Origin of the sequence: Streptomyces sediminimaris (assembly GCF_047049295.1) — a bacterium.
GTDB classification, from domain to species: Bacteria; Actinomycetota; Actinomycetes; order Streptomycetales; family Streptomycetaceae; genus Streptomyces; species Streptomyces sediminimaris.
Window position 1 is genome coordinate 4,523,154 of record NZ_JBJWOT010000001.1, and the last position, 20,984, is coordinate 4,544,137.

General features: G+C 70.2%; 21 protein-coding genes and 1 tRNA gene. 17 read left to right on the forward strand and 5 right to left on the reverse strand.

All coding sequences use genetic code 11. The annotated features are described in order from the left end of the window. Positions 1-15 precede the first annotated feature (15 nt). The 7 genes from ACJ9NR_RS21035 to ACJ9NR_RS21065 all read left to right on the forward strand — a co-directional run bounded on the left by ACJ9NR_RS21035 (position 16) and on the right by ACJ9NR_RS21065 (position 5,223). Positions 16-591, forward strand: coding sequence for an SRPBCC family protein (locus ACJ9NR_RS21035; RefSeq protein ID WP_412493780.1), 576 nt, complete (start codon positions 16-18; stop codon positions 589-591). 46 nt (positions 592-637) lie between these two features. Then, positions 638-1,066 carry a MauE/DoxX family redox-associated membrane protein gene (locus tag ACJ9NR_RS21040; protein ID WP_412493779.1) on the forward strand — a complete coding sequence of 143 codons (429 nt, stop codon included), beginning with the start codon at positions 638-640 and terminating at the stop codon, positions 1,064-1,066. After that, on the forward strand, positions 1,063-2,628 hold the full coding sequence (locus ACJ9NR_RS21045; protein WP_412493778.1) for a radical SAM protein: 1,566 nt from the start codon (positions 1,063-1,065) through the stop codon (positions 2,626-2,628). The genes ACJ9NR_RS21040 and ACJ9NR_RS21045 overlap by 4 nt, the downstream gene beginning before the upstream one ends. Next, positions 2,615-3,412, forward strand: coding sequence for a class I SAM-dependent methyltransferase (locus ACJ9NR_RS21050; RefSeq protein ID WP_412493777.1), 798 nt, complete (start codon positions 2,615-2,617; stop codon positions 3,410-3,412). Before ACJ9NR_RS21045 ends, ACJ9NR_RS21050 begins: the two co-directional genes overlap by 14 nt. Before the next feature lie 118 nt (positions 3,413-3,530). Further along, complete coding sequence (locus ACJ9NR_RS21055) at positions 3,531-4,016, forward strand: hypothetical protein (RefSeq protein ID WP_412493776.1); 486 nt, start codon at positions 3,531-3,533, stop codon at positions 4,014-4,016. Next, positions 4,013-4,903 carry a Crp/Fnr family transcriptional regulator gene (locus ACJ9NR_RS21060; protein ID WP_412493775.1) on the forward strand — a complete coding sequence of 297 codons (891 nt, stop codon included), beginning with the start codon at positions 4,013-4,015 and terminating at the stop codon, positions 4,901-4,903. Before ACJ9NR_RS21055 ends, ACJ9NR_RS21060 begins: the two co-directional genes overlap by 4 nt. Before the next feature lie 26 nt (positions 4,904-4,929). Next, positions 4,930-5,223 (forward strand): hypothetical protein, encoded by a 294-nt coding sequence (locus ACJ9NR_RS21065; RefSeq protein WP_412493774.1) that lies wholly within the window; start codon positions 4,930-4,932, stop codon positions 5,221-5,223. A gap of 237 nt (positions 5,224-5,460) precedes the next feature. Here the strand turns inward: ACJ9NR_RS21065 and ACJ9NR_RS21070 are convergent. After that, positions 5,461-5,534 (reverse strand) — tRNA-Gly (locus tag ACJ9NR_RS21070). Positions 5,535-6,045: 511 nt separating this feature from the next. Here ACJ9NR_RS21070 and dcd point away from each other — a divergent pair. Beyond that, entirely contained in the window at positions 6,046-6,621 is a 576-nt protein-coding gene (dcd, locus tag ACJ9NR_RS21075; RefSeq protein WP_412493773.1) for a dCTP deaminase, read from the forward strand. Between the two features lie 12 nt (positions 6,622-6,633). Further along, positions 6,634-7,143 carry a phosphoribosyltransferase gene (locus ACJ9NR_RS21080; protein WP_412493772.1) on the forward strand — a complete coding sequence of 170 codons (510 nt, stop codon included), beginning with the start codon at positions 6,634-6,636 and terminating at the stop codon, positions 7,141-7,143. A gap of 50 nt (positions 7,144-7,193) precedes the next feature. Here ACJ9NR_RS21080 and ACJ9NR_RS21085 read toward each other — a convergent pair whose 3' ends face one another. After that, positions 7,194-7,418 (reverse strand): DUF6098 family protein, encoded by a 225-nt coding sequence (locus ACJ9NR_RS21085; RefSeq protein ID WP_412493771.1) that lies wholly within the window; start codon positions 7,416-7,418, stop codon positions 7,194-7,196. Between the two features lie 192 nt (positions 7,419-7,610). Here ACJ9NR_RS21085 and ACJ9NR_RS21090 point away from each other — a divergent pair, with 192 nt between their 5' ends. Further along, a complete protein-coding gene (locus tag ACJ9NR_RS21090; protein ID WP_412493770.1) occupies positions 7,611-8,483 on the forward strand; it encodes an SDR family oxidoreductase in 873 nt (290 codons plus the stop codon). A gap of 92 nt (positions 8,484-8,575) precedes the next feature. Here ACJ9NR_RS21090 and ACJ9NR_RS21095 read toward each other — a convergent pair whose 3' ends face one another. Both ACJ9NR_RS21095 and ACJ9NR_RS21100 read right to left on the reverse strand, forming a co-directional pair. Further along, positions 8,576-9,544, reverse strand: coding sequence for a Yip1 family protein (locus tag ACJ9NR_RS21095; RefSeq protein ID WP_412493769.1), 969 nt, complete (start codon positions 9,542-9,544; stop codon positions 8,576-8,578). A 161-nt stretch (positions 9,545-9,705) separates the two neighbouring features. Further along, the gene (locus ACJ9NR_RS21100) at positions 9,706-11,025 is read right to left on the reverse strand and encodes an FG-GAP repeat domain-containing protein (RefSeq protein WP_412493768.1); all 1,320 of its coding nucleotides are present in this window, start codon (positions 11,023-11,025) and stop codon (positions 9,706-9,708) included. Positions 11,026-11,501: 476 nt separating this feature from the next. Here ACJ9NR_RS21100 and ACJ9NR_RS21105 point away from each other — a divergent pair, with 476 nt between their 5' ends. Further along, on the forward strand, positions 11,502-12,041 hold the full coding sequence (locus ACJ9NR_RS21105) for a GNAT family N-acetyltransferase (protein WP_412493767.1): 540 nt from the start codon (positions 11,502-11,504) through the stop codon (positions 12,039-12,041). Positions 12,042-12,176: 135 nt separating this feature from the next. Beyond that, positions 12,177-12,503 carry an antibiotic biosynthesis monooxygenase family protein gene (locus ACJ9NR_RS21110; protein WP_412493766.1) on the forward strand — a complete coding sequence of 109 codons (327 nt, stop codon included), beginning with the start codon at positions 12,177-12,179 and terminating at the stop codon, positions 12,501-12,503. A 292-nt stretch (positions 12,504-12,795) separates the two neighbouring features. On the opposite strand, the gene ACJ9NR_RS21115 is transcribed toward ACJ9NR_RS21110, so the two are convergent. Then, positions 12,796-15,078 (reverse strand): (Fe-S)-binding protein, encoded by a 2,283-nt coding sequence (locus ACJ9NR_RS21115; RefSeq protein WP_412493765.1) that lies wholly within the window; start codon positions 15,076-15,078, stop codon positions 12,796-12,798. A 286-nt stretch (positions 15,079-15,364) separates the two neighbouring features. On the opposite strand from ACJ9NR_RS21115, the gene ACJ9NR_RS21120 reads away from it, so the two are divergent. The 5 genes from ACJ9NR_RS21120 (at position 15,365) to ACJ9NR_RS21140 (ending at position 20,791) form a co-directional block, all read left to right on the forward strand. Further along, the gene (locus ACJ9NR_RS21120; RefSeq protein WP_412493764.1) at positions 15,365-16,525 is read left to right on the forward strand and encodes an MraY family glycosyltransferase; all 1,161 of its coding nucleotides are present in this window, start codon (positions 15,365-15,367) and stop codon (positions 16,523-16,525) included. A gap of 95 nt (positions 16,526-16,620) precedes the next feature. After that, positions 16,621-18,465 (forward strand): molecular chaperone DnaK, encoded by a 1,845-nt coding sequence (dnaK, locus tag ACJ9NR_RS21125; protein WP_412493763.1) that lies wholly within the window; start codon positions 16,621-16,623, stop codon positions 18,463-18,465. Beyond that, on the forward strand, positions 18,462-19,127 hold the full coding sequence (gene grpE, locus ACJ9NR_RS21130) for a nucleotide exchange factor GrpE (protein WP_412493762.1): 666 nt from the start codon (positions 18,462-18,464) through the stop codon (positions 19,125-19,127). The genes dnaK and grpE overlap by 4 nt, the downstream gene beginning before the upstream one ends. A 33-nt stretch (positions 19,128-19,160) precedes the next feature. Then, the gene (gene dnaJ / locus ACJ9NR_RS21135) at positions 19,161-20,336 is read left to right on the forward strand and encodes a molecular chaperone DnaJ (RefSeq protein ID WP_412493761.1); all 1,176 of its coding nucleotides are present in this window, start codon (positions 19,161-19,163) and stop codon (positions 20,334-20,336) included. A 5-nt stretch (positions 20,337-20,341) separates the two neighbouring features. Further along, complete coding sequence (locus ACJ9NR_RS21140; RefSeq protein WP_412493760.1) at positions 20,342-20,791, forward strand: heat shock protein transcriptional repressor HspR; 450 nt, start codon at positions 20,342-20,344, stop codon at positions 20,789-20,791. The last annotated feature ends 193 nt before the right edge of the window (positions 20,792-20,984 follow it).

A 20,984-nucleotide genomic window follows, 5' to 3' on the forward strand; every position in this document is an offset into this window, starting at 1 on the left:
CAGGGAGTGCTGCTCGTGGTGTGGTTGCGGCGATCGGCGGTGGTGGCGGCAGCCGGTGGTGGGCTGGCCGCCGGGTACCTGGGACTGGTGACGGGGGCGCTGCCCGTCGACCTCGGAGTGGGCAGGCGCACCCGCCCGCTGGGCCCGCGGAGTGTGGACATCGCCGCTTCCCGTGAGGTGGTCTTCGACGTCGTGGCGCGGCCGTATCTGGGCCGTACACCGCGCGCGATGAGGGAAAAGGTGAACGTCCTCGAACGCGGCAGCGACCTGGTGCTGGCCGAGCACTACACCCCCGTCGCGGGCGGGCGGCTGACGGCCGTCACGGTGGAGACCGTGCGTTTCACCCGCCCGGAGCGGGTCGACTTCCGGCTGGTGCGCGGGCCGGTGCCGCAGGTGACCGAGTCCTTCGTGTTGAGCGAGCACGAGGCGGGGACACGCCTGCTGTACGAGGGGCAAATGGGGACGGACCTGTGGCGTCTGGGCCAGTGGTGGGGCGCGGCGGTGGCCACACGGTGGGAGGACACGGTCGCCGCGTCGCTCGCCTCCGTCAAGGCCGAGGCCGAGCGCCGGGCAGCAGGGTCGAGTCGGTGAGCGCGCTTACAGTCCTCGCTGCGGTGGTGCTCATAGCGTCCCAGGCATGGTGCTGCGACTCGTGCTCGGGGCGATCTACATGGTGATGGCCGTCGGCCAGCTCGCCTCCCTCGCCCGGATGCCGACCGTCCTCGGCGCGTACGACCTGGTGCACGGCACGACGGCGGCCGTCCTGGCCGTACTGCTGATCGTCGGGGAGCTGACGTGCGGGCTGTGGTTCCTGACCCGCCCCCGGTCCATGGCGATCGCACCGGTGTGGGCGTACACAGTCGTGTCACTGACGTGGAGCGCGCTCGCCGTGCAGGCGTACGCACGTGGGCTGACGGTGGACAACTGCGGCTGTTTCGGCGAACACCTCACCCAGCGGCTCGGTTGGTTCGTTCTGGTGCAGGAAGGGCTGGCCCTGCTCTACGCCGTCGTACTGCTGCGCGGCGCCCGACGACACTCCACCCACCTCACGCTGGAGGCCCGATGACGACCACACCGAGGAAGCAGGACAGGGACGAGGTGTTCGTCGAGTTCACCAAGTCGATCTGCCCGCTGTGCAAGACGCCCGTCGACGCGCAGGTCAACATCCGAGCGGGCAAGGTCTATCTGCGCAAGCGCTGCCGCGAGCACGGGGAGTTCGAGGCCCTCGTCTACAGCGACGCGGAGGAGTACCTGGCCTCGACCCGCTTCAACAAGCCCGGCACCATCCCGCTCACCTTCCAGACCGAGGTGCGTGACGGCTGCCCGAGTGACTGCGGGCTGTGCCCGGAACACAAGCAGCACGCCTGCCTGGGGGTCATCGAGGTCAACACCGGCTGCAATCTGGACTGCCCGATCTGCTTCGCCGACTCCGGCCACCAGCCCGACGGCTACTCCATCACCTATGAGCAGTGCGAGACGATGCTGGACACCTTCGTGGCGTCGGAGGGCGAGGCGGAGGTGGTGATGTTCTCCGGCGGGGAGCCCACCATCCACAAGCACATCCTCGACTTCATCGACCTCGCCCAGGCCCGCCCGATCAAGAACGTCACCCTCAACACCAACGGCATCCGCCTGGCCACCGACCACCACTTCGTCGCCCAACTCGGCAAACGCAACCAGGTGCCGGGCCGTTCGGTGAACATCTACCTCCAGTTCGACGGCTTCGACGAGCGCACCCATCGCGAGATCCGGGGCCGGGATCTACGGACGATCAAGCAGCGGGCGCTCGACAGCTGCGCCGAGGCAGGACTGACCGTAACCCTGGTCGCCGCCGTCGAACACGGCCTCAACGGGCACGAGTTGGGCGCGATCATCGAGTACGGCATCGACCACCCGGCGGTGCGGTCGGTCGCGTTCCAGCCGGTCACCCACTCCGGCCGGCACGTTCCCTTCGATCCGCTGAACCGGCTGACGAACCCGGACGTGGTCCGCCTCATCGGCGAGCAACTGCCGGGCTGGTTCAAGAGAGGTGACTTCTTCCCGGTCCCGTGCTGCTTCCCGACCTGCCGCTCGGTCACCTACCTGCTGGTGGACGGAGACCCTGGCAACCGGACCGTGGTACCCATCCCACGCATGCTCCAGGTCGAGGACTACCTCGACTACGTCACCAACCGCGTGCTGCCCGACGCCGGGATCCGCGAGGCGCTGGAGAAGCTCTGGTCGGCCTCGGCGTTCATGGGCACGGAGACGACGGAGGAGAAGCTACGGGCCACCGCCGAGGCCCTGGACTGCGAGGACGCCTGCGGCATCGACCTGCCGGCGGCGGTGCGGGATCTGAACGACAAGGCGTTCATGATCGTCGTACAGGACTTCCAGGACCCCTACGCCCTCAACGTCAAGCAGCTGATGAAGTGCTGCGTGGAGGAGATCACCCCGGACGGCCGACTGATCCCGTTCTGCGCGTACAACTCCGTCGGCTACCGCGAACAGGTCCGTGCGGCTCTTTCCGGCGTCCCCGTCGCGCAGGTCGTGCCGAACGCCCTGCCGCTCGCCGACGACCTCACCGACACCCCTTACGGCTCGAAGACCGCCACACGGAAGGCGACGGACGACGATGACCACCGATGACGACCTCAAGGCGTGCTGCGCCGCCGCGTACTCCTCGGACGCCGTCGCCCTGCTCCTCGGCGACTCCTACCATCCTGGCGGCACCGCCCTCACCCGGCGCCTCGCCGACGGTCTGGGGCTCGCACAGGACCACCGGGTCCTGGACATCGCCTCCGGGCGCGGCACCACCGCCCTGCTCCTCGCCGACGGCTACGGCTGCCGCGTGGACGGCGTGGACTACGCCCCGGCCAACACCGCCCTCGCCCAGGGCGCCGCAGCAGCGGCCGGCCTCGCCGAGCGGGTCTCCTTCACCACCGGTGACGCCGAGCAACTGCCTTTCCCGGACGCCGTGTTCGACGTTGTGGTGTGCGAGTGCGCACTGTGCACCTTCCCCGACAAGGCGAAGGCCGCCGCCGAGTTCGCGCGTGTCCTGCGGCCGGGCGGGCAGGTCGGCATCACGGATGTCACCGCCGCCCCCGACCGGCTCCCACCCGAGCTGACCGGCGTGGCGGCTCGTATCGCCTGCATCGCCGATGCTCGCCCCCTCGACGAGTACGCCGCCCTCCTGTCCGTCGTCGGACTGCGTACCGTCCGCACCGAGCGCCACGACGAGGCCATGACCCGCATGATCGACCAGGTCGAGGCACGCCTGAACCTGCTGCGCCTGACGGCCGCGACCAGGCTCGCCGACACCGGCGTCGACTGGGAGGCTGCCCCGGCCGTGCTGGCCGCAGCACGCGCAGCTGTCGCCGAGGGGGTGCTCGGCTACGGCCTCCTCCTCGCGGAGAAGGCGCGCGACAAGTAGGGGCTGTCACGGCCTACCGGCCGGTAGGTAAGCACGCTTACGTACCCGCACCCCGCACCCCGCACCCCTTCTAGCGTCGAGCGTGAGACGACCTTCGACAGCAGGAGATGACCTCACGATGACCACCACCTTGCGTGTTTCCCCCATCACCGCCCTCATCCCGGTCCACGCGCTCTACGGTGTGGCGGCCGGACTGGTCGGAGGCATCGGGTTCGGCATCTGGATGTCGGTGTCGCGGCCCATGGCGGACACCGCGATGATCACCATGGTGGCCGGGCTGCTCGGCTCCACCAACGCCGTCGTCGGCTGGCTGATCCACCTGGGTATCGCGCTCTTCGCGGGCGTCGGCTTCGGTGTTCTGCTGGGCGAGTTCGCCTGGAAACTCGTGCCCGCCGCAGTCCTCGGACTGGCCTACGGTGCGGTGTGGTGGGTGCTCGGCGCCCTGTGGATCATGCCCGCGAACATGGGCATGCCGGTCTTCGACTGGAACGACGTGACCAGCTCCAGCCTCGGCGGCCACCTCGTGTTCGGACTGCTCGCGGGCCTGACCTACGCCGCCATCGCGCGGGCGACGGGCGGGCGCACCCGCTCGACCGCCCGATGACACCGACCCCGCCCTCGTCGCGGGCCGCCGCCCAGCGCGGCGGCGTCGCCGGCGACGGCCCATTGTCGTACTGTCTGACCGAGGACACCGACGCCCTGGCCGCCCCTGTCTGGGGCGCCGCGCCCCCGCCCTGGGCGCCGGGGCGACGCGAGGAGCCCCACCACATGATCGACCGCGACGACGACACCGAAGCCCCGGAGCGCACCTGGTGCATCTCCGAGGTGGACATCTTCCGCGACCTCAGCGACGCGGAGATGGACGCCATCGCCACGGCGGCCCCGATGAAGACGTACTCGGCCGGAGAGATCCTGCATAGCCCGCAGCAGCCGTCCGAGGTGCTGTTCATCCTCAAGCGGGGCCGGGTCCGCATTTTCCGGGTCTCCGCCGACGGCCGGGCCCTGACCTGCGCGATCATCAGCCCCGGCACCATCTTCGGTGAGATGGCCCTGCTCGGTCAGCGCATGTACGACAACTTCGCCGAGGCCCTCGACGATGTCACCGTCTGTGTGATGAGCCGTGCCGACGTACACAAGTTCCTGCTCTCCGACGCCCGGATCGCCGCCAGGATCACGGAGATCCTGGGCCGTCGTCTGGCCGATCTCGAACAGCGCCTGTCCGACAGCGTCTTCAAGTCCGTACCCCAGCGCCTCGCCACCACCCTGGCCACGCTCGCCGCCCGTGACGGCACCACGACGGTCCGCCTCCGCCCCGGCGTCCGCCACCCCCAGATCAGCCTCACCCACGAGCAGCTCGCCGCCCTCGCCGGCACCTCCCGCGAAACCTGCACCAAAGTGCTGCACGACTTCGCCGACCGCGGCCTGCTCCGTCTCTCCCGCGGCCGCATCACGGTCCTGGACCTGCCCCGCCTGACTGACGCGGCTGGCTGACGCCGGTACACCAGTGGAGGCACACCATGGAATTGACCGTGCTGGCCGTCCCGGACTGCCCGCACACGTCCCTTCTGCGCGCACGCCTGGACGAAGCCCTCGAAGTCCGCCCCGACGTCACTCTCACCTGGCGCGAGATCACCGAACCCCAGCAGGCCGAGCGCGCCGGAATGCACGGCTCGCCCACGCTCCTCGTGGACGGCAGAGACCCCTTCTCCCCTCCAGGGCAGCCACCGAGCCTCTCCTGCCGCGTCAGCGCCCCACCGACGTTGCAGCAGATCCGCGCAGCCCTCTCCGAAGAACACCGACGCAGTCAGTAGCTAGGTCAATCATCGCTTTGCGTAAGCGACTTCAAGCAGTTGGCAGCAGTGAGTGGCGCAGGTCACAGAAATGCGTCTCGCCATTCGGGACGACTGTGCGTCACGTCTGCCGCCTCTGCCTCTTGAGGCCCTCTTGTGTGCCGCATTGCCTCGACTTAGGGCACACGGAGGGCACGCGACCCTCGAATTGGTCTAGACAACAAATAAACCCCAGGCTAATGACCTGGGGTTTCATTCTGGAGCGGGTGACGAGAATCGAACTCGCGCTCTCAGCTTGGGAAGCTGATGTTCTACCATTAAACTACACCCGCGCAGGACGCCGGTCGGAGCCGGTGCCCGAATGCAACCTCACTTTACCTCATACTCGGCCCCCGGCGCTGAAGCCGTGGGGCCGAGGTGCGTTGCGGGCGGCGATGCTGCTGCGACGGGCGGGAGTTGGGGCGTACGGTGGAGGAGTGGGAGAGGGCCCGGGCGAGGCCGGAGTGCCGCCTGGAGGGCCGTTCCTTTAATCCCGTAATGTGGCATTTGTCGTCAGGTGAGCAGTAGCCAGACGCGGCTCTTGGGGAAGGGACTCTTGGACTTGATGGAGCGCACCGTCGTCCGCTGTGCCGATGGGCACGTGTTCAGCACCGCTTCGTTCCCGATGCAGCAGGCCGAGCGGCTCGGCCCCCACCGGCTCGTCCGGTGTCCACGCTGCGCCCGGCTCCGCAGTGTGGTGCCGGTCGGTCTCGAGAAGCATTAGAGGCATCGCGAACACAGCATGAGCGGGCGCGCGGGCGGCGCGGTTGTGGCCGGTCCGCGCGCCTTGCGTATCCTCGGGGCGTGCTTCTCTCAGACAAGGACATCCGGGCCGAGATCGACGCCGGGCGAGTGGTGATCGATCCCTACGACGCATCCATGGTGCAGCCGTCGAGTGTCGACGTGCGCCTGGACCGGTACTTCCGGGTCTTCGAGAACCACAAGTACCCGCACATCGATCCGTCCGTCGAGCAGGTCGATCTCACGCGGTGCGTGGAGCCCGAGGGCGACGAGCCCTTCATCCTGCATCCCGGGGAGTTCGTCCTCGCCAGCACGTACGAGGTCATCACGCTTCCCGACGACCTCGCCTCCCGCCTCGAGGGCAAGAGCTCCCTCGGCCGGCTCGGACTCGTCACCCACTCCACCGCCGGGTTCATCGACCCCGGTTTCTCCGGACACGTCACGCTGGAGCTCTCCAACCTCGCCACCCTGCCCATCAAGCTCTGGCCCGGCATGAAGATCGGGCAGCTGTGCATGTTCCGGCTCACCTCGCCGGCCGAGTTCCCCTACGGCAGCGAGCGGTACGGCTCCCGCTACCAGGGACAGCGCGGGCCCACCGCCTCCCGCTCCTACCTCAACTTCCACCGGACCCAGGTCTGAGGGCGCGGCGGCATGAGCGACGTACGGGAGAACCTGACCTACGAGGCGTTCGGGACCGCCGTGCGCCAGCTCGCGCAGACCATCGCCGACGACGGGTACGAGCCGGACATCGTGCTCAGCATCGCCCGCGGCGGCGTCTTCGTCGCGGGCGGGCTCGCCTACGCCCTCGACTGCAAGAACATCCACCTGGTGAACGTCGAGTTCTACACCGGCGTGGGCACCACCCTCGAGATGCCGGTCATGCTCGCCCCCGTCCCCAACGTCATCGACTTCTCCGACAAGAAGGTGCTCATCACCGACGACGTCGCCGACACGGGCAAGACGCTGAAGCTCGTGCGCGACTTCTGCCTCGACACCGTCGCCGAGGTGCGCTCCGCCGTCATCTACGAGAAGTCGCAGTCGCTGGTGAAGTGCGAGTACGTGTGGAAGCGGACCGATGAGTGGATCAACTTTCCGTGGTCTGTCTTGCCTCCCGTCCACCGGACCGGTGAGGCGCCCAAGGTGAACCGGGAAGCCGTCTGACCTCGTCAGCCGCCGGTCCTGCCGTCAGCCGCCGGTCGTGCCGTTCCGGTTCATCGGGCCGCGGGTGGGCCTGTTGCGGTGGGCCTGTTGCCCCGCCATGCCTCGACGTCGAGCGGGCTCGAGGAGAGGCCGGGCATCGGTACGCCGGTGAGGTCGCCCGTACTGGACATGCCGGACACATCCCGTGCCGGCCCGAGTGACCAGCGCACGTACAGGCCGCGGCGGGCGGTGGTGGCCAGCGCGGTCGGCTCGCCGGGGGTGGTGAAGGCGGCCATGCCCGACGCGCCCGGTGCCGACGGTTGGGGGCCAGGCTTCCGCTCATGGGTCGTTCATCCATTTCGGTCCATGGTCGTCACCGTCCTCTTCGTTCACGTTCGTCCCCGTGCTTCTGGGTACTCGGCGGTCCCGTCGAAGAGCGAGCGGTCCCGTCGAAGAGCGACAGGAGCGAAGAGCAGCAGGAGGCAGACGTGAGCGACGACCCCACCCGGAAGCACCCCCGCCCCGAGTTCCCGGACCAGGACCAGGCGCATCCGGGCTGGACCGGGCCGATGGACCCGCCGCCCGACCACGGTGAGGACTCCTACGAGGGCAGCGGGCTGCTGCGCGACAAGAAGGCGCTGGTGACCGGCGGCGACTCCGGCATCGGGCGGGCCGTGGCGCTGGCGTACGCCCGCGAGGGCGCCGACGTGATGTTCACGTACCTGCCCGAGGAGGAGAAGGACGCCGCCGAGACCACCCGTCTCGTCGAGGACACCGGGCGCAAGGCCGTCGCCGTGGCCTGTGACATCCGTCTGGAGGACGAGTGCCGGTCGCTGGTGGAGCGGGCCGTCGGCGAGTTCGGCCGTATCGACGTCCTGGTCAACAACGCCGGTTACCAGATGTCGCAGCCGGACGGCATCCAGGCCATTTCCACCGAGCAGTTCGACCGGGTCGTACGGACGAACCTGTACGGCATGTTCTGGCTCTGCAAGATGGCGCTGCCGCACATCCCGGCGGGCGGTTCCGTCATCAACTCGACGTCCGTGCAGGCCTACAAGCCCAGCCCGCACCTGCTGGACTACGCGATGACCAAGGGGGCCATCGTGACGTTCACGCAGGGGCTCGCGCAGATGGTCGCGGAGGACGGGATCCGGGTGAACGCCGTGGCGCCGGGGCCGGTGTGGACGCCGCTGATCCCGGCGACGCTGCCGGACACGGTCGAGTTCGGCAAGCAGGCCCCGCTGGGACGCCCCGCCCAGCCGGCCGAGATGGCGCCCGCCTACGTCTTCCTCGCCTCGCCCCGGGCGAGCTTCATCACGGCGGAGATCCTCAACGCGACCGGGGGGACACCGCTGCCGTAACGGCACCCGACCCACGCGAAGGCTCCCGCCACTTACGAAAGCACACACGAGAGGCTCCCGGCGCACCGCCGGGAGCCTCGGGACGTGCGCGGCTAGAAGGTGCCCAGCTTCACGATCGACAGCAGGGCGACCAGCTGGATCGCCGAGGCGCCCAGGGCCTTCGGCCAGGGAAGGTCGTGGGAGCGGCCGACCATCAGGGTCAGCAGGGCGCCGGCGGCGACCCAGGTCGCCCAGCCCAGACCCTGAACGAAGGTGGCGTCACCGCCGAAGAACATGGCGAAGACCAGGCGCGGGGCGTCCGTGAGGGACATGATCAGCATGGAGAGGCCGACCGTGGGCTGCCAGGCGCCGTCGCCGCCGAGCTGGCGCGCCAGCGTGTGGGTGACCACGCCCAGGACGAAGGCCGACAGCACCATCGCCACGGCCGTCGTCAGGACGATCGGGACCGCGTTCGAGAGGGTGGCGTCGATCGCCTCCTTACGGGCGCCGTCGAAGCCGAAGACCGCGAGCAGGCCGTAGAGGAAGGTCACGACGAGGGCCGGACCCCACATCGTGTAGTCGCGCATCTGCAGGAAGGTCTGCGAAGGGGTCAGGACGATGCCCCTGAGCAGGTCCTTCCAGTGCAGGCGGGGACCCACGGGGCCGGCCGGGGCCGAGCCCGCGCGGTAGGTGCCGCCCTGGTTGTAGGGGTCCTCGCCGACCGCGAAGGCCTGGGTGTGGCCCGGGTTGTCGGCCGCGTACGGGTCGGGACCGCCCTGCGGTGCGTACCCGCCACCAGGACCGCCGAGGTACTCCGGCTCGTCGTACCCGCTGCTGCCGCCCTGCTGCCACTGGCCGCCGCCGTTGCGGTACGGCTGCTGAGCAGACGGATAGCCGTACGACGGGCCCTGCGGAGCCTGCTGTCCGTACGGGGGTTGTTGGGGTCGCCTCGGCGGAGCTCCGTTGTCGCGGGCTCCGCGTCCGATCCTGAATCCAGCCACGCCTTCGAACGTAACTGATCCCGCCGAGTGGCGTGGCGGGCCCGGCGGTTCGGGCCGGGGTTTGCTGCCGAGCTGTGACATCCCCTAAGGGGACGTCAGACCGGCCCCTAGGGACTCCCGGGCGTCTCCCCGGCGTCTCCCCGGCGTCCACGAGGCGTCCTCCCAGGCGTCTACGAGGAGTCCTCTTAAAGCGTCCACGAGGCCTCTCCTGGGTTCTGTGCACACTGCTCCCGCGGCGCCCGTCAGTCCGCCAGGAACTCCGAACTGGAGAAGGTGACCGAGGGCTCGGCCGCCACCAGCCCCTTCCTCGCCCCCGGGTGGACCGCGACGGTGTCCTGCGTCTCGCCCCGGTACGTGCGTACCACCAGGTCCGCCCTGCCGTCGCCGTCGAAGTCGCCCACCGACAGCACCCGGGTCGTGCCCCGGGCCGGCGGCTCGACGGTGACCACGTCGGCCGTGGACAGGCCCGAGGCACGGCCGCGGAAGACGCGCAGCCGTGAGCCGCTGGAGACCAGGTCGGTGAGGCCGTCGCCGTCGAAGTCGGCGGCGTCCAGCATGGAGCCGGGCGAGGGGAGGGTGGCGCTCGTCGGGGCCGGGAGGTCGTAGCGCAGGGATGTCCGGGCCATGCCGCCGACCGCGGCGTCCAGGGCCGCTCCCCTGCCGAAGCGGCCGAGGGCGATGTCGTTGCCCTCGGGCAGCGCGGTCGCGGTACGGGTCGGGCCTGCGGGTCCGCCGAGCACGACGGACGCCTTGCTCCTGCCGTCCGCCGCACGGACCACCAGGTCGTCGTAGCCGTCGCGGTTGACGTCGGCCGCCGGGCCCGTGGGGACCTCTCCCGGGGAGGGGACGGGGGCGCCGGCCGAGCGGGGAGCGGCCACGCGGGTGCTCCCGCCCGAGCGGGTTCGCGCGGGAGAGAGGTGGAACGGGCCGCGCAGAAAGCTGAGTCGCTGTCCGGAGGCGTGCAGGACGAGGTCCTCGGCGCCGTCGCCGTCGAAGTCGCCGCACACCGGCTGGTCGGGCCAGTCGTCGCCGAGGCGGGCGGCGGCCGGGACGGCGAGGGCGACCGCGCGGGTCAGGCCGCCGGGGGAGCCGAAGAGGACCTGGAGCGGGACCGGGGGCATGCCCCGGCCGTCGTAGGGCGGGTCGGTCGAGACGACCAGGTCCGTGAAGCCGTCCTTGTCCAGGTCGCAGCTCGCCTCCGTGTCGAAGACGGCGGGGAGCCGGCCCTTGGTGCGGGCGGCGTACTTCGCGGGGCTGAGCAACTGCCGCGCGCCCGGGACGAGTCCGTGCGCGCTGCCGTAGACGATGCCGATGCCCGGGTCGTCGGCGTGGCTCTGGGCCTTCACGAGGGCGTCGAGTACGAGGTCGCGGTGCCCGTCGCCGTTGAAGTCGTCGGGGGTCTTGCTGCCCTTGCCGTGCGGGACGGGCAGCCGTGCCGGGGCGTCCGCGACGCGTGCGGGGGTGGGACGGGCGGCGCCGGATTCCGCGCCGGGTCCGCAGGCGGCGAGCAGCAGTGCGGCGCAGAGAACCGCCGTACACGTCCCGCCTCTTCGCCCGCGCACCGTTCTCCTCGTCGGCCCCGTAGACAACCCTGGGCAATGATGCACGTGTTCGAGACGGGGCGACAGCCCGGGTTCGGCCGGCCGGCCAGCAGACCGCAGCAGACCTCGGCCGGCCAGCAGACCGCAGCAGACCTCGGCCGGCCGGCAGGCCCCGGCCGGCCTCAGCCGGCCTCAGCCGGCCGCAGAGCCCGGCAGAGCCCGGCAGACCCCAGGCGGCCGCAGAGCCCGGCAGACCCCAGGCGGCCGCAGACCCCGGCAGACCCCAGCCGGCCGCAGACCCCGGCAGAGCCAGGCAGAGCCCGGCAGACCCCAGTCGGCCCCAGCCGGCCGCAGACCCCAGCCGGCCAGCAGACCAGCCGGCGGCCCGGCGCCGGGCGGGTCCGCGGACGTCGTTGCGCACGCGGCTGAGGGCTTGGACCCGGGCGGAGTCGGGTGATTCCCGTCGGGTCGGTCTGACCGGCTGTTAGCGTGCGCGGATGGACGATCTGGGACCCGTGACCTGGCCGCCTGAGCCGATCAGGACCGAGAGGCTCGTGCTGCGTGAGTCCGAGACGCGGGACCGTGCGGCGTTCATCGAGCTGCACGCCTCGCCGGAGGTGCACACCTACCTCGGTGGTCCCCGGCGGCGCGAGGAGCTTGAGCGGGAGATGCCCGGGACGCCCGCGCGGTGGCCCGGGAGTTTCGTCGTTGATCTCGACGGGTCGATGATCGGCCAGATTCTGCTCAGGAGAACACCGGGGGACGGTCGTCCGGCTGCCGCGGGCAAGCTCGATCTCGGCTACCTGTTCCTGCCGCGGTCGTGGGGATTCGGGTACGCCGCGGAGGCGTGCGCGGCGGCGCTCGGCTGGCTCGCCCGTGCGTTTCCCGGTGAGCCGGTGATGCTCACCACCCAGACCGCCAACGCCCGCTCGATGCGTCTGGCGGCGAAGCTGGGGTTCACCGAGGCAGAGCGGTACGAGGCCTGGGGTGCCGAGCAGTGGCTCGGCATCCGGTCCCCGGGCACGCCGTCCGGTTGAGTCCGGGACGGAACCGCCGGGGAGTACCGCCCCTCCACGCGTGAGTGACCTGCAGCCGCGACGTGCCCGCGCCCATGCCGGGCGTCACCTCCGCTGCTCACGTTCTTCTGATGGCCATTGCGGCAGGATGGGGACATGAGCGTCGTGAAGATCAACGTACTGACCGTGCCGGCCGAGCAGCGCGAGGTCCTGGAGAAGCGGTTCGCCTCGCGGGCCTCCGCCGTGGAGGGCTCCGACGGGTTCGAGTGGTTCGAACTTCTCCGCCCGGTCGAGGGGACCGACCAGTACCTGGTGTACACGCGCTGGCGTGACGAGCAGGCCTTCCAGGCATGGCTGGAGGGGCCGATGCGGGCGGCGCACCAGGGCGGTGGCGAGGGCGGCGAGCGGCCGAAGCCCGCGGCCACCGGTTCGACCCTGTGGTCCTTCGAGGTGGTCCAGCACGTGGGCCCGAAGGAGGCGTAGCACTCGGCCGTTCCTCGGCCGCTCCTCGCCCGGTCCGTTCCTCGCCCGGTCCGTTCCTCGCCCGGTCCGTTCCTCGCCCGGTCCGTTCCTCGCCCGGTCCGTTCCTCGCCCGTTCCTCGCCGCCGGGAGCGCCGTGCCGCTGACCTGACCGGCCCGCGGGCAAGCCGTGCCACCCGATCACCGACGCCCTCGGCCGGCGGATTCGACGGCCGCTGGGACGAAACGCCGGCGCCCCCACGTCCACGTCGGGACATGGGGGCGCCGTGGGGCCGTGGGGCCGCAGGACGGTGGACTACTTCACCGGCTCCGGCTCCGGCGCGTTCTCCGACTCCGGCTCGCCAGCCGGGTCCACCGGCGTCTTCACCGACTCCAGCAGGAGCTGGGCGACGTCGACGACCTGGACGGACTCCTTGGCCTGGCCGTCGTTCTTCTTGCCGTTCACCGAGTCGGTGAGCATGACCAGGCAGAACGGGCAGGCCGTGGAGACGATGTCGGGGTTGAGCGAGAGGGCCTCGTCGACGCGCTCGTTGTTGATGCGCTTGCCGATGCGCTCCTCCATCCACATCCGCGCGCCGCCGGCGCCGCAGCAGAAGCCGCGCTCCTTGTGGCGGTGCATCTCCTCGTTCCTGAGGCCGGGGACGCCTGCGATGATCTCGCGCGGCGGGGTGTAGATCTTGTTGTGGCGGCCCAGGTAGCACGGGTCGTGGTAGGTGATGATGCCCTCGACCGGGGTGACCGGGACCAGCTTGCCCTCGTCGACCAGGTGCTGCAGCAGCTGGGTGTGGTGGATGACCTCGTAGTCGCCGCCGAGCTGCGGGTACTCGTTGCCGATGGTGTTGAGGCAGTGCGGGCAGGTGGCGACGATCTTCTTGGCGGACTTCGGCTTGCGGGACTCGTCGGTCACCTTGCCGTCGTCGTCGAGTTCCTCGCCGAAGGCCGTGTTCAGGGCCATGACGTTCTCCATGCCGAGCTCCTGGAAGAGGGGCTCGTTGCCCAGGCGGCGGGCGGAGTCACCGGTGCACTTCTCGTCGCCGCCCATGATCGCGAACTTGACGCCCGCGATGTGCAGCAGCTCCGCGAAGGCCTTGGTGGTCTTCTTGGCGCGGTCCTCCAGGGAGCCGGCGCAGCCGACCCAGTACAGGTACTCGACCTCGGTGAGGTCCTCGAGGTCCCGGCCCACGACCGGGACCTCGAAGTCGACCTCCTTGAGCCACTCCAGGCGCTGCTTCTTGGCCAGGCCCCAGGGGTTGCCCTTCTTCTCCAGGTTCTTGAGCATCGTGCCCGCCTCCGACGGGAACGCGGACTCGATCATCACCTGGTAGCGGCGCATGTCGACGATGTGGTCGACGTGCTCGATGTCGACCGGGCACTGCTCGACGCAGGCGCCGCAGGTGGTGCAGGACCACAGGACGTCGGGGTCGATGACGCCGTTGTCCTCGGCGGTGCCGATCAGCGGCCGCTCGGCCTCCGCGAGCGCGGCGGCGGGGACACCGGCCAGCTGCTCCTCGGAGCCCTTCTCCTCGCCCTCCATGGTCTTGCCGCCGCCCGCGAGCAGGTAGGGGGCCTTGGCGTGCGCGTGGTCGCGCAGCGACATGATCAGCAGCTTCGGGGAGAGCGGCTTGCCGGTGTTCCACGCGGGGCACTGCGACTGGCAGCGGCCGCACTCGGTGCAGGTGGAGAAGTCCAGCAGGCCCTTCCAGGAGAACTGCTCGACCTGGGAGACGCCGAAGACGTCGTCCTCGCCCGGGTCGGTGAAGTCGATCGGCTGCCCGCCGGAGGTCATCGGCTGCAGGGCGCCGAGCGCCGTGGCGCCTTCGGCGTTGCGCTTGAACCAGATGTTGGGGAAGGCCAGGAAGCGGTGCCAGGCCACGCCCATGTTGGTGTTCAGCGACACCACGATCATCCAGATGAACGACGTCCCGATCTTGACCATCGCGACCAGGTAGACCAGGTTCTGCAGCGCCGTCACGCTCAGTCCCTTGAACGCCACCACCAGCGGGTACGAGGCGAAGTACCCGGCCTCGTAGCTCGCCACGTGGTGCAGTGCGCCCTCCAGGCCGCGCAGCAGGTAGATCGCCAGACCGATGATGAGGATGACGTACTCGACGAAGTACGCCTGACCCGCCTTGGAGCCCGCGAAGCGCGACTTGCGGCCGGGGCGCGAGGGCAGGCTGAGCAGCCGGATCGTGATCAGTACGACGATGCCGATCGTGGTCATCACACCGATGAACTCGGTGTACATCTCGAACGGCAGCCAGTCGCCGATCACCGGCAGCGTCCAGTCGGCCTGGAATAGCTGGCCGAAGGCCTGTGCCAGGGTCGGCGGCAGCGTCAGGAAGCCGATCGCCACGAACCAGTGGGCGAAGCCCACGATGCCCCAGCGGTTCATCCGCGTGTGGCCGAGGAACTCACGCACCAGCGTCACGCTGCGGGCATAGGGGTTGTCGGTCCTGCTGCCCGCGGGTACGGGCTGGCCCAGTGTGAAGTACCGGACGAAATGGCCGATGGCGCGTGCGAGCAGCGCAACACCGACCACGGTCAGGACCAGCGACACGATGATCGCGGCGAGTTGCATTTGGGGGCTCCTCGGGCCTGCGAGGTTTCGTTCGAGGGACAGCCTCGACATTACTAAGCGGTAACTTAATCAGTCCGTCCGAGACTACCCCCATCTTCCGTCGCACTGTAGCCAGCGACTCGGTGATCTGCGTCGCTGAGGGTCGCCTTAAAGGGACGTCGGGGTCCGGCGGGGGGCCGGCGGGGGTCTTCTTCCCGACGGGCCGTCGGGGGTCGGCCTGAAGGTCTGTGACGATGCGATCGTGTTATTCATGCCAAATTGGTACATTCGCGCCTAACTTAGATCCGTGCTCTACGGGATCGTCGCCGCCACCACCGCCCTGCTGCTCGCAGCCGTGCTCACCGCGCTGCTCCGGGTGCCCGCGCTGCGCCTGGGAATCGTCGACCGCAGACGGCGCCAGCGGCCCGTGCCGCAGGCCGGGGGCATCGCCGTGGTGCTCGCCACCGGCGCGGTGGCGGTGGCCGGGGAGCGGACGGGCGTGGCGCCGCTCGGGGAAGGCGTGGGGCGGCTGCTGCTCGCCGCGGTCGCCGTCGCCCTGCTCGGGCTCGTCGCGGACCTGAGGCGGGTCAAGCCCCGGGTCGTCGTCGCCGGTACGGCCGCGGCGGCGGCCTGCGTGGTGCCGTACCAGGAGACCGGGGTGCCCGCGGGTCTGCTGGCCGTGGGCTGGATCGTCTTCGTCTCCGTCGCCTTCAAGGCGCTCGACCACGCCGACGCGCTCGCCGGGACCGTCGGGGTCATCACCGCCTTCGGGGTGGGTGCCTGCGCGGCGGCCGAGGTGATGGACGGGCTCGCGGTGCTGCTGAGCGTGCTGGCCGCCGCGCTGACCGGGTTCCTCATGCACAACTGGCCGCCCGCGCGCGTGGGCCTCGGCGCGTGCGGTTCGCTGTTCACCGGGTTCGTGCTGGCCGCGGCGGCCGTGTGCACCAGGGCCGGCTACGGGCTGGCGGACAGCGCGGGCGTGCTGTTCCCGATCACCGCGGTGGCGACCGCCGACGTGCTGCTGGTGGTCCTGTCCCGGCGCCTGGCCGGGCGGCCGGTGACGCGCGGCGGCCCCGACCACATCGCCCACCGGCTGCGGCGGCTGGGGCTCACTCCGCAGGGCGCGATCGTCCTGCCCGGCATCGGGGCGTTCGCCGGGGTGCTCGTCGGGGTGCTCACGCACATCGGCTGGACCGCGCGGTCCGGGGTGTTCTGGGTGGGGGCCGGGGCACTCGTCGTCGTACTGCTGCTGCTCCGCGTGCCGGTGTACGTGCGCCGGGCCGTGCCCACACAGGCGGGCGGACCGTTGACCACGCGGGCGGGCCGGCCCCCGTCCCCGCCGGCGGGCCGACCGGTGTCCACGCAGGCGGGAAGACCGGTCTCCACGCAGGTCCGGTCGGTGTCCACGCAAGCGGGCAGAGCCGTGTCCTCCGAGGTCAGCGGGCGCTTGCGTGTAAGGAACGGATAAGAGTTGAGCCCGCCCGACTCAGGTCTGTTGACCCATCGCCGGGCGTCGTGCACACTTGAGTCCGTTCCACTCAAGTCAGCTGGAGGAAGATCACCATGGCACGTGCGGTCGGCATCGACCTGGGCACGACTAACTCCGTCGTCAGCGTTCTGGAGGGCGGCGAGCCCACCGTCATCACCAACGCCGAGGGTGCCAGGACCACGCCGTCCGTCGTCGCCTTCGCCAAGAACGGCGAGGTGCTCGTCGGCGAGGTCGCCAAGCGCCAGGCGGTCACCAACGTGGACCGGACCATCCGGTCCGTGAAGCGCCACATGGGCACCGACTGGAAGATCCAGCTGGACGGCAAGGACTTCAACCCCCAGCAGATCTCCGCCTTCATCCTGCAGAAGCTGAAGCGCGACGCCGAGTCCTACCTGGGCGAGAAGGTCACGGACGCGGTCATCACCGTCCCGGCCTACTTCAACGACTCCGAGCGCCAGGCGACGAAGGAGGCCGGTGAGATCGCCGGTCTGAACGTCCTGCGCATCGTCAACGAGCCCACCGCCGCCGCGCTCGCCTACGGCCTCGACAAGGACGACCAGACGATCCTCGTCTTCGACCTCGGTGGCGGCACCTTCGACGTGTCCCTGCTGGAGATCGGCGACGGCGTCGTCGAGGTGAAGGCCACCAACGGTGACAACCACCTCGGCGGTGACGACTGGGACCAGCGCATCGTCGACTACCTGGTCAAGCAGTTCCAGTCCGGTCACGGCGTGGACCTCAGCAAGGACAAGATGGCCCTGCAGCGGCTGCGCGAGGCCGCCGAGAAGGCCAAGATCGAGCTGTCCTCGTCCACCGAGACCTCGATCAACCTGCCCTACATCACCGCGTCCGCCGAGGGCCCGCTGCACCTGGACGAGAAGCTCACCCGGGCCCAGTTCCAGCAGCTGACCGCGGACCTGCTGGAGCGCTGCAAGACGCCGTTCCACAACGTCATCAAGGACGCCGGCATCCAGCTCGGCGAGATCGACCACGTCGTCCTCGTCGGCGGTTCCACCCGTATGCCCGCCGTCGCCGAGCTCGTCCGCGAGCTGACCGGCGGCAAGGACGCCAACAAGGGCGTCAACCCGGACGAGGTCGTCGCCATCGGCGCCGCCCTGCAGGCCGGTGTCCTCAAGGGTGAGGTCAAGGACGTCCTGCTCCTCGACGTGACCCCGCTGTCCCTCGGCATCGAGACCAAGGGCGGCATCATGACCAAGCTCATCGAGCGGAACACGACGATCCCGACCAAGCGCTCCGAGATCTTCACCACCGCCGAGGACAACCAGCCCTCCGTGCAGATCCAGGTCTACCAGGGCGAGCGCGAGATCGCGGCGTACAACAAGAAGCTCGGGATGTTCGAGCTGACCGGTCTGCCGCCGGCCCCGCGCGGTGTCCCGCAGATCGAGGTCGCCTTCGACATCGACGCCAACGGCATCATGCACGTCACGGCCAAGGACCTCGGCACCGGCAAGGAGCAGAAGATGACCGTCACCGGCGGCTCCTCGCTGCCGAAGGACGAGGTCGACCGGATGCGCCAGGAGGCCGAGAAGTACGCGGAGGAGGACCACGCCCGCCGCGAGGCCGCCGAGAGCCGCAACCAGGGCGAGCAGCTCGTCTACCAGACGGAGAAGTTCCTCAAGGACAACGAGGACAAGGTCCCGGGCGAGATCAAGACCGAGGTCGAGGCGTCCGTCGAGGAGCTGAAGACCGCGCTCAAGGGCGAGGACACCGCCGAGATCCGCACCGCCACCGAGAAGGTCGCGGCCGTCTCGCAGAAGCTCGGCCAGGCCATGTACGCCGACGCCCAGGCCGCACAGGCCGCGGGCGGCGCGTCCGCCGAGGGCGAGGCCCCGAAGGCCGACGACGACGTCGTGGACGCCGAGATCGTGGACGACGAGCGCAAGGACGGTGCCGCGTGACGGAGGAGACCCCGGGCTTCGACGAGAAGCCCGACGTCCCCTCCGGCGCCACCCCTGACGACGCCGAGCCCAAGGCCGCCTCCCCCTCCACCGGGGAGGGGGCGGCCCCGGCCGGGGACGCATCAGCGCAGATCGCCGGTCTGACGGCCCAGCTGGACCAGGTACGCACGGCGCTCGGAGAGCGCACGACGGACCTCCAGCGGCTCCAGGCCGAGTACCAGAACTACCGCCGCCGGGTCGAGCGGGACCGGATCACGGTCAAGGAGATCGCCATCGCGAACCTTCTGACCGAGCTCCTGCCCGTGCTCGACGACATCGGCCGCGCACGGGAACACGGCGAACTCGTCGGCGGATTCAAGTCCGTGGCGGAGTCGCTGGAGACCGTGGCGGCGAAGATGGGTCTGCAGCAGTTCGGCAAGGAGGGCGAGCCCTTCGACCCGACCATCCACGAGGCCCTGATGCACAGCTACGCGCCCGATGTCACCGAGACGACGTGCGTGGCGATTCTGCAGCCCGGGTACCGCATCGGCGAGCGCACCATCCGCCCCGCGCGGGTGGCCGTGGCCGAGCCCCAGCCGGGGGCGCAGACCGTCAAGCCGGAGTCCCAGGACTCCGCCGAGGCGGCCGACGACAAGGAGAGCGGTGGCCCGGACGAGGGCTGAGCTTGAACCGATGAGAAAGGAGGGGCGTCGAGGATGAGCACCAAGGACTTCATCGAGAAGGACTACTACAAGGTCCTCGGCGTCCCCAAGGACGCCACCGAGGCCGAGATCAAGAAGGCGTACCGGAAGCTCGCCCGCGAGTTCCACCCGGACGCCAACAAGGGAAACACCAGGGCCGAGGAGCGCTTCAAGGAGATCTCCGAGGCGAACGACGTTCTCGGCGATCCCAAGAAGCGCAAGGAGTACGACGAGGCGCGCGCCCTGTTCGGCAACGGCGGGTTCCGCCCGGGGCCGGGCACGGGCGGCGGATCGTTCAACTTCGACCTGGGCGACCTCTTCGGCGGTGGCCAGGCCGGAGGGGGCTCCGGCGGCTTCGGCGGTGGGATCGGTGACGTCTTCGGGGGCCTGTTCAACCGGGGCGGCTCCGGCACCACCCGGGTGCAGCCCAGGCGCGGCCAGGACATCGACACCGAGGTCAGCCTCAGCTTCACCGAGGCGATCGAGGGGGCGACGGTCCCGCTGCGGATGTCCTCGCAGGCGCCCTGCAAGGCCTGCTCCGGCACCGGCGACGCCAACGGCAACCCGCGGGTCTGCCCGACGTGCGTCGGCACCGGACAGGTGGCGCGCGGCTCCGGCGGGGGCTTCTCCCTCACCGACCCCTGCCCGGACTGCAAGGGCCGGGGCCTGATCGCGGAGAACCCCTGCGAGGTCTGCAAGGGCTCCGGCCGCGCCAAGTCCTCCCGGACCATGCAGGTCCGCATACCGGCCGGGGTGCAGGACGGCCAGCGCATCCGGCTGCGCGGCAAGGGCGCGCCGGGTGAACGGGGCGGTCCGGCGGGCGACCTGTACGTCACGGTCCACGTCTCCGCGCACCCGGTCTTCGGCCGCAAGGGCGACAACCTGTTGGTCACCGTCCCGGTGACGTTCGCGGAGGCGGCCCTCGGCGGTGAGGTCAGAGTGCCCACCCTGGGCGGCCCTCCCGTCACCCTGAAGCTGCCGCCGGGTACGCCCAACGGCCGCACCATGCGCGCCCGGGGCAAGGGCGCGGTCCGCAAGGACGGCACCCGCGGCGACCTCCTGGTCACCGTCGAGGTGAGTGTTCCCAGGGACGTGACGGGGAAGGCTCGTGACGCGCTCGAGGCGTATCGCGAGGCGACCGCGGGCGAGGACCCGCGGGCGGAGCTGTTCCAGGCCGCGAAGGGAGCTTGAGAGAGATGGACGGCCGTCGACGCAACCCGTACGAACTGACCGAGGAGACCCCGGTCTACGTCATCTCGGTGGCGGCCCAGCTCTCCGGCCTGCACCCGCAGACCCTGCGCCAGTACGACCGCCTCGGCCTGGTCTCGCCCGACCGCACTCCCGGCCGCGGCCGGCGTTACTCGGCCCGTGACATCGAACTGCTGCGCACCGTGCAGCAGTTGTCACAGGACGAGGGCATCAACCTGGCCGGCATCAAGCGGATCATCGAGCTGGAGAACCAGGTCGCCGCGCTCCAGCAGCGCGTCGCCGAACTCCAGACGGCGATCGAGGGCGCGGCGGCGGCCATGCAGCAGCGCGAGGCGGCGGTGCACGCGTCGTACCGCCGCGACCTGGTGCCGTACCAGGAGGCGCAGCGCACCAGCGCACTGGTGGTGTGGCGGCCGAAGCGGCAGCAGTCCGACTGACGTACCGCGTCACGTCGCGGCAGGGGCCCGGAGACATTCCGGGCCCCTGCCGCGTCCGCGCGCCGGCCGGCCGCCCTCCGTCAGAAGGGCGGGCGGACTCTAACGTTGACGTCTCATTACCCGGTTATTCCTTGACGATCGTGTGAAGAAAGCGTTGGCTTCCTTCACCTGGGCCGCCAGTAGCACCCTTGTC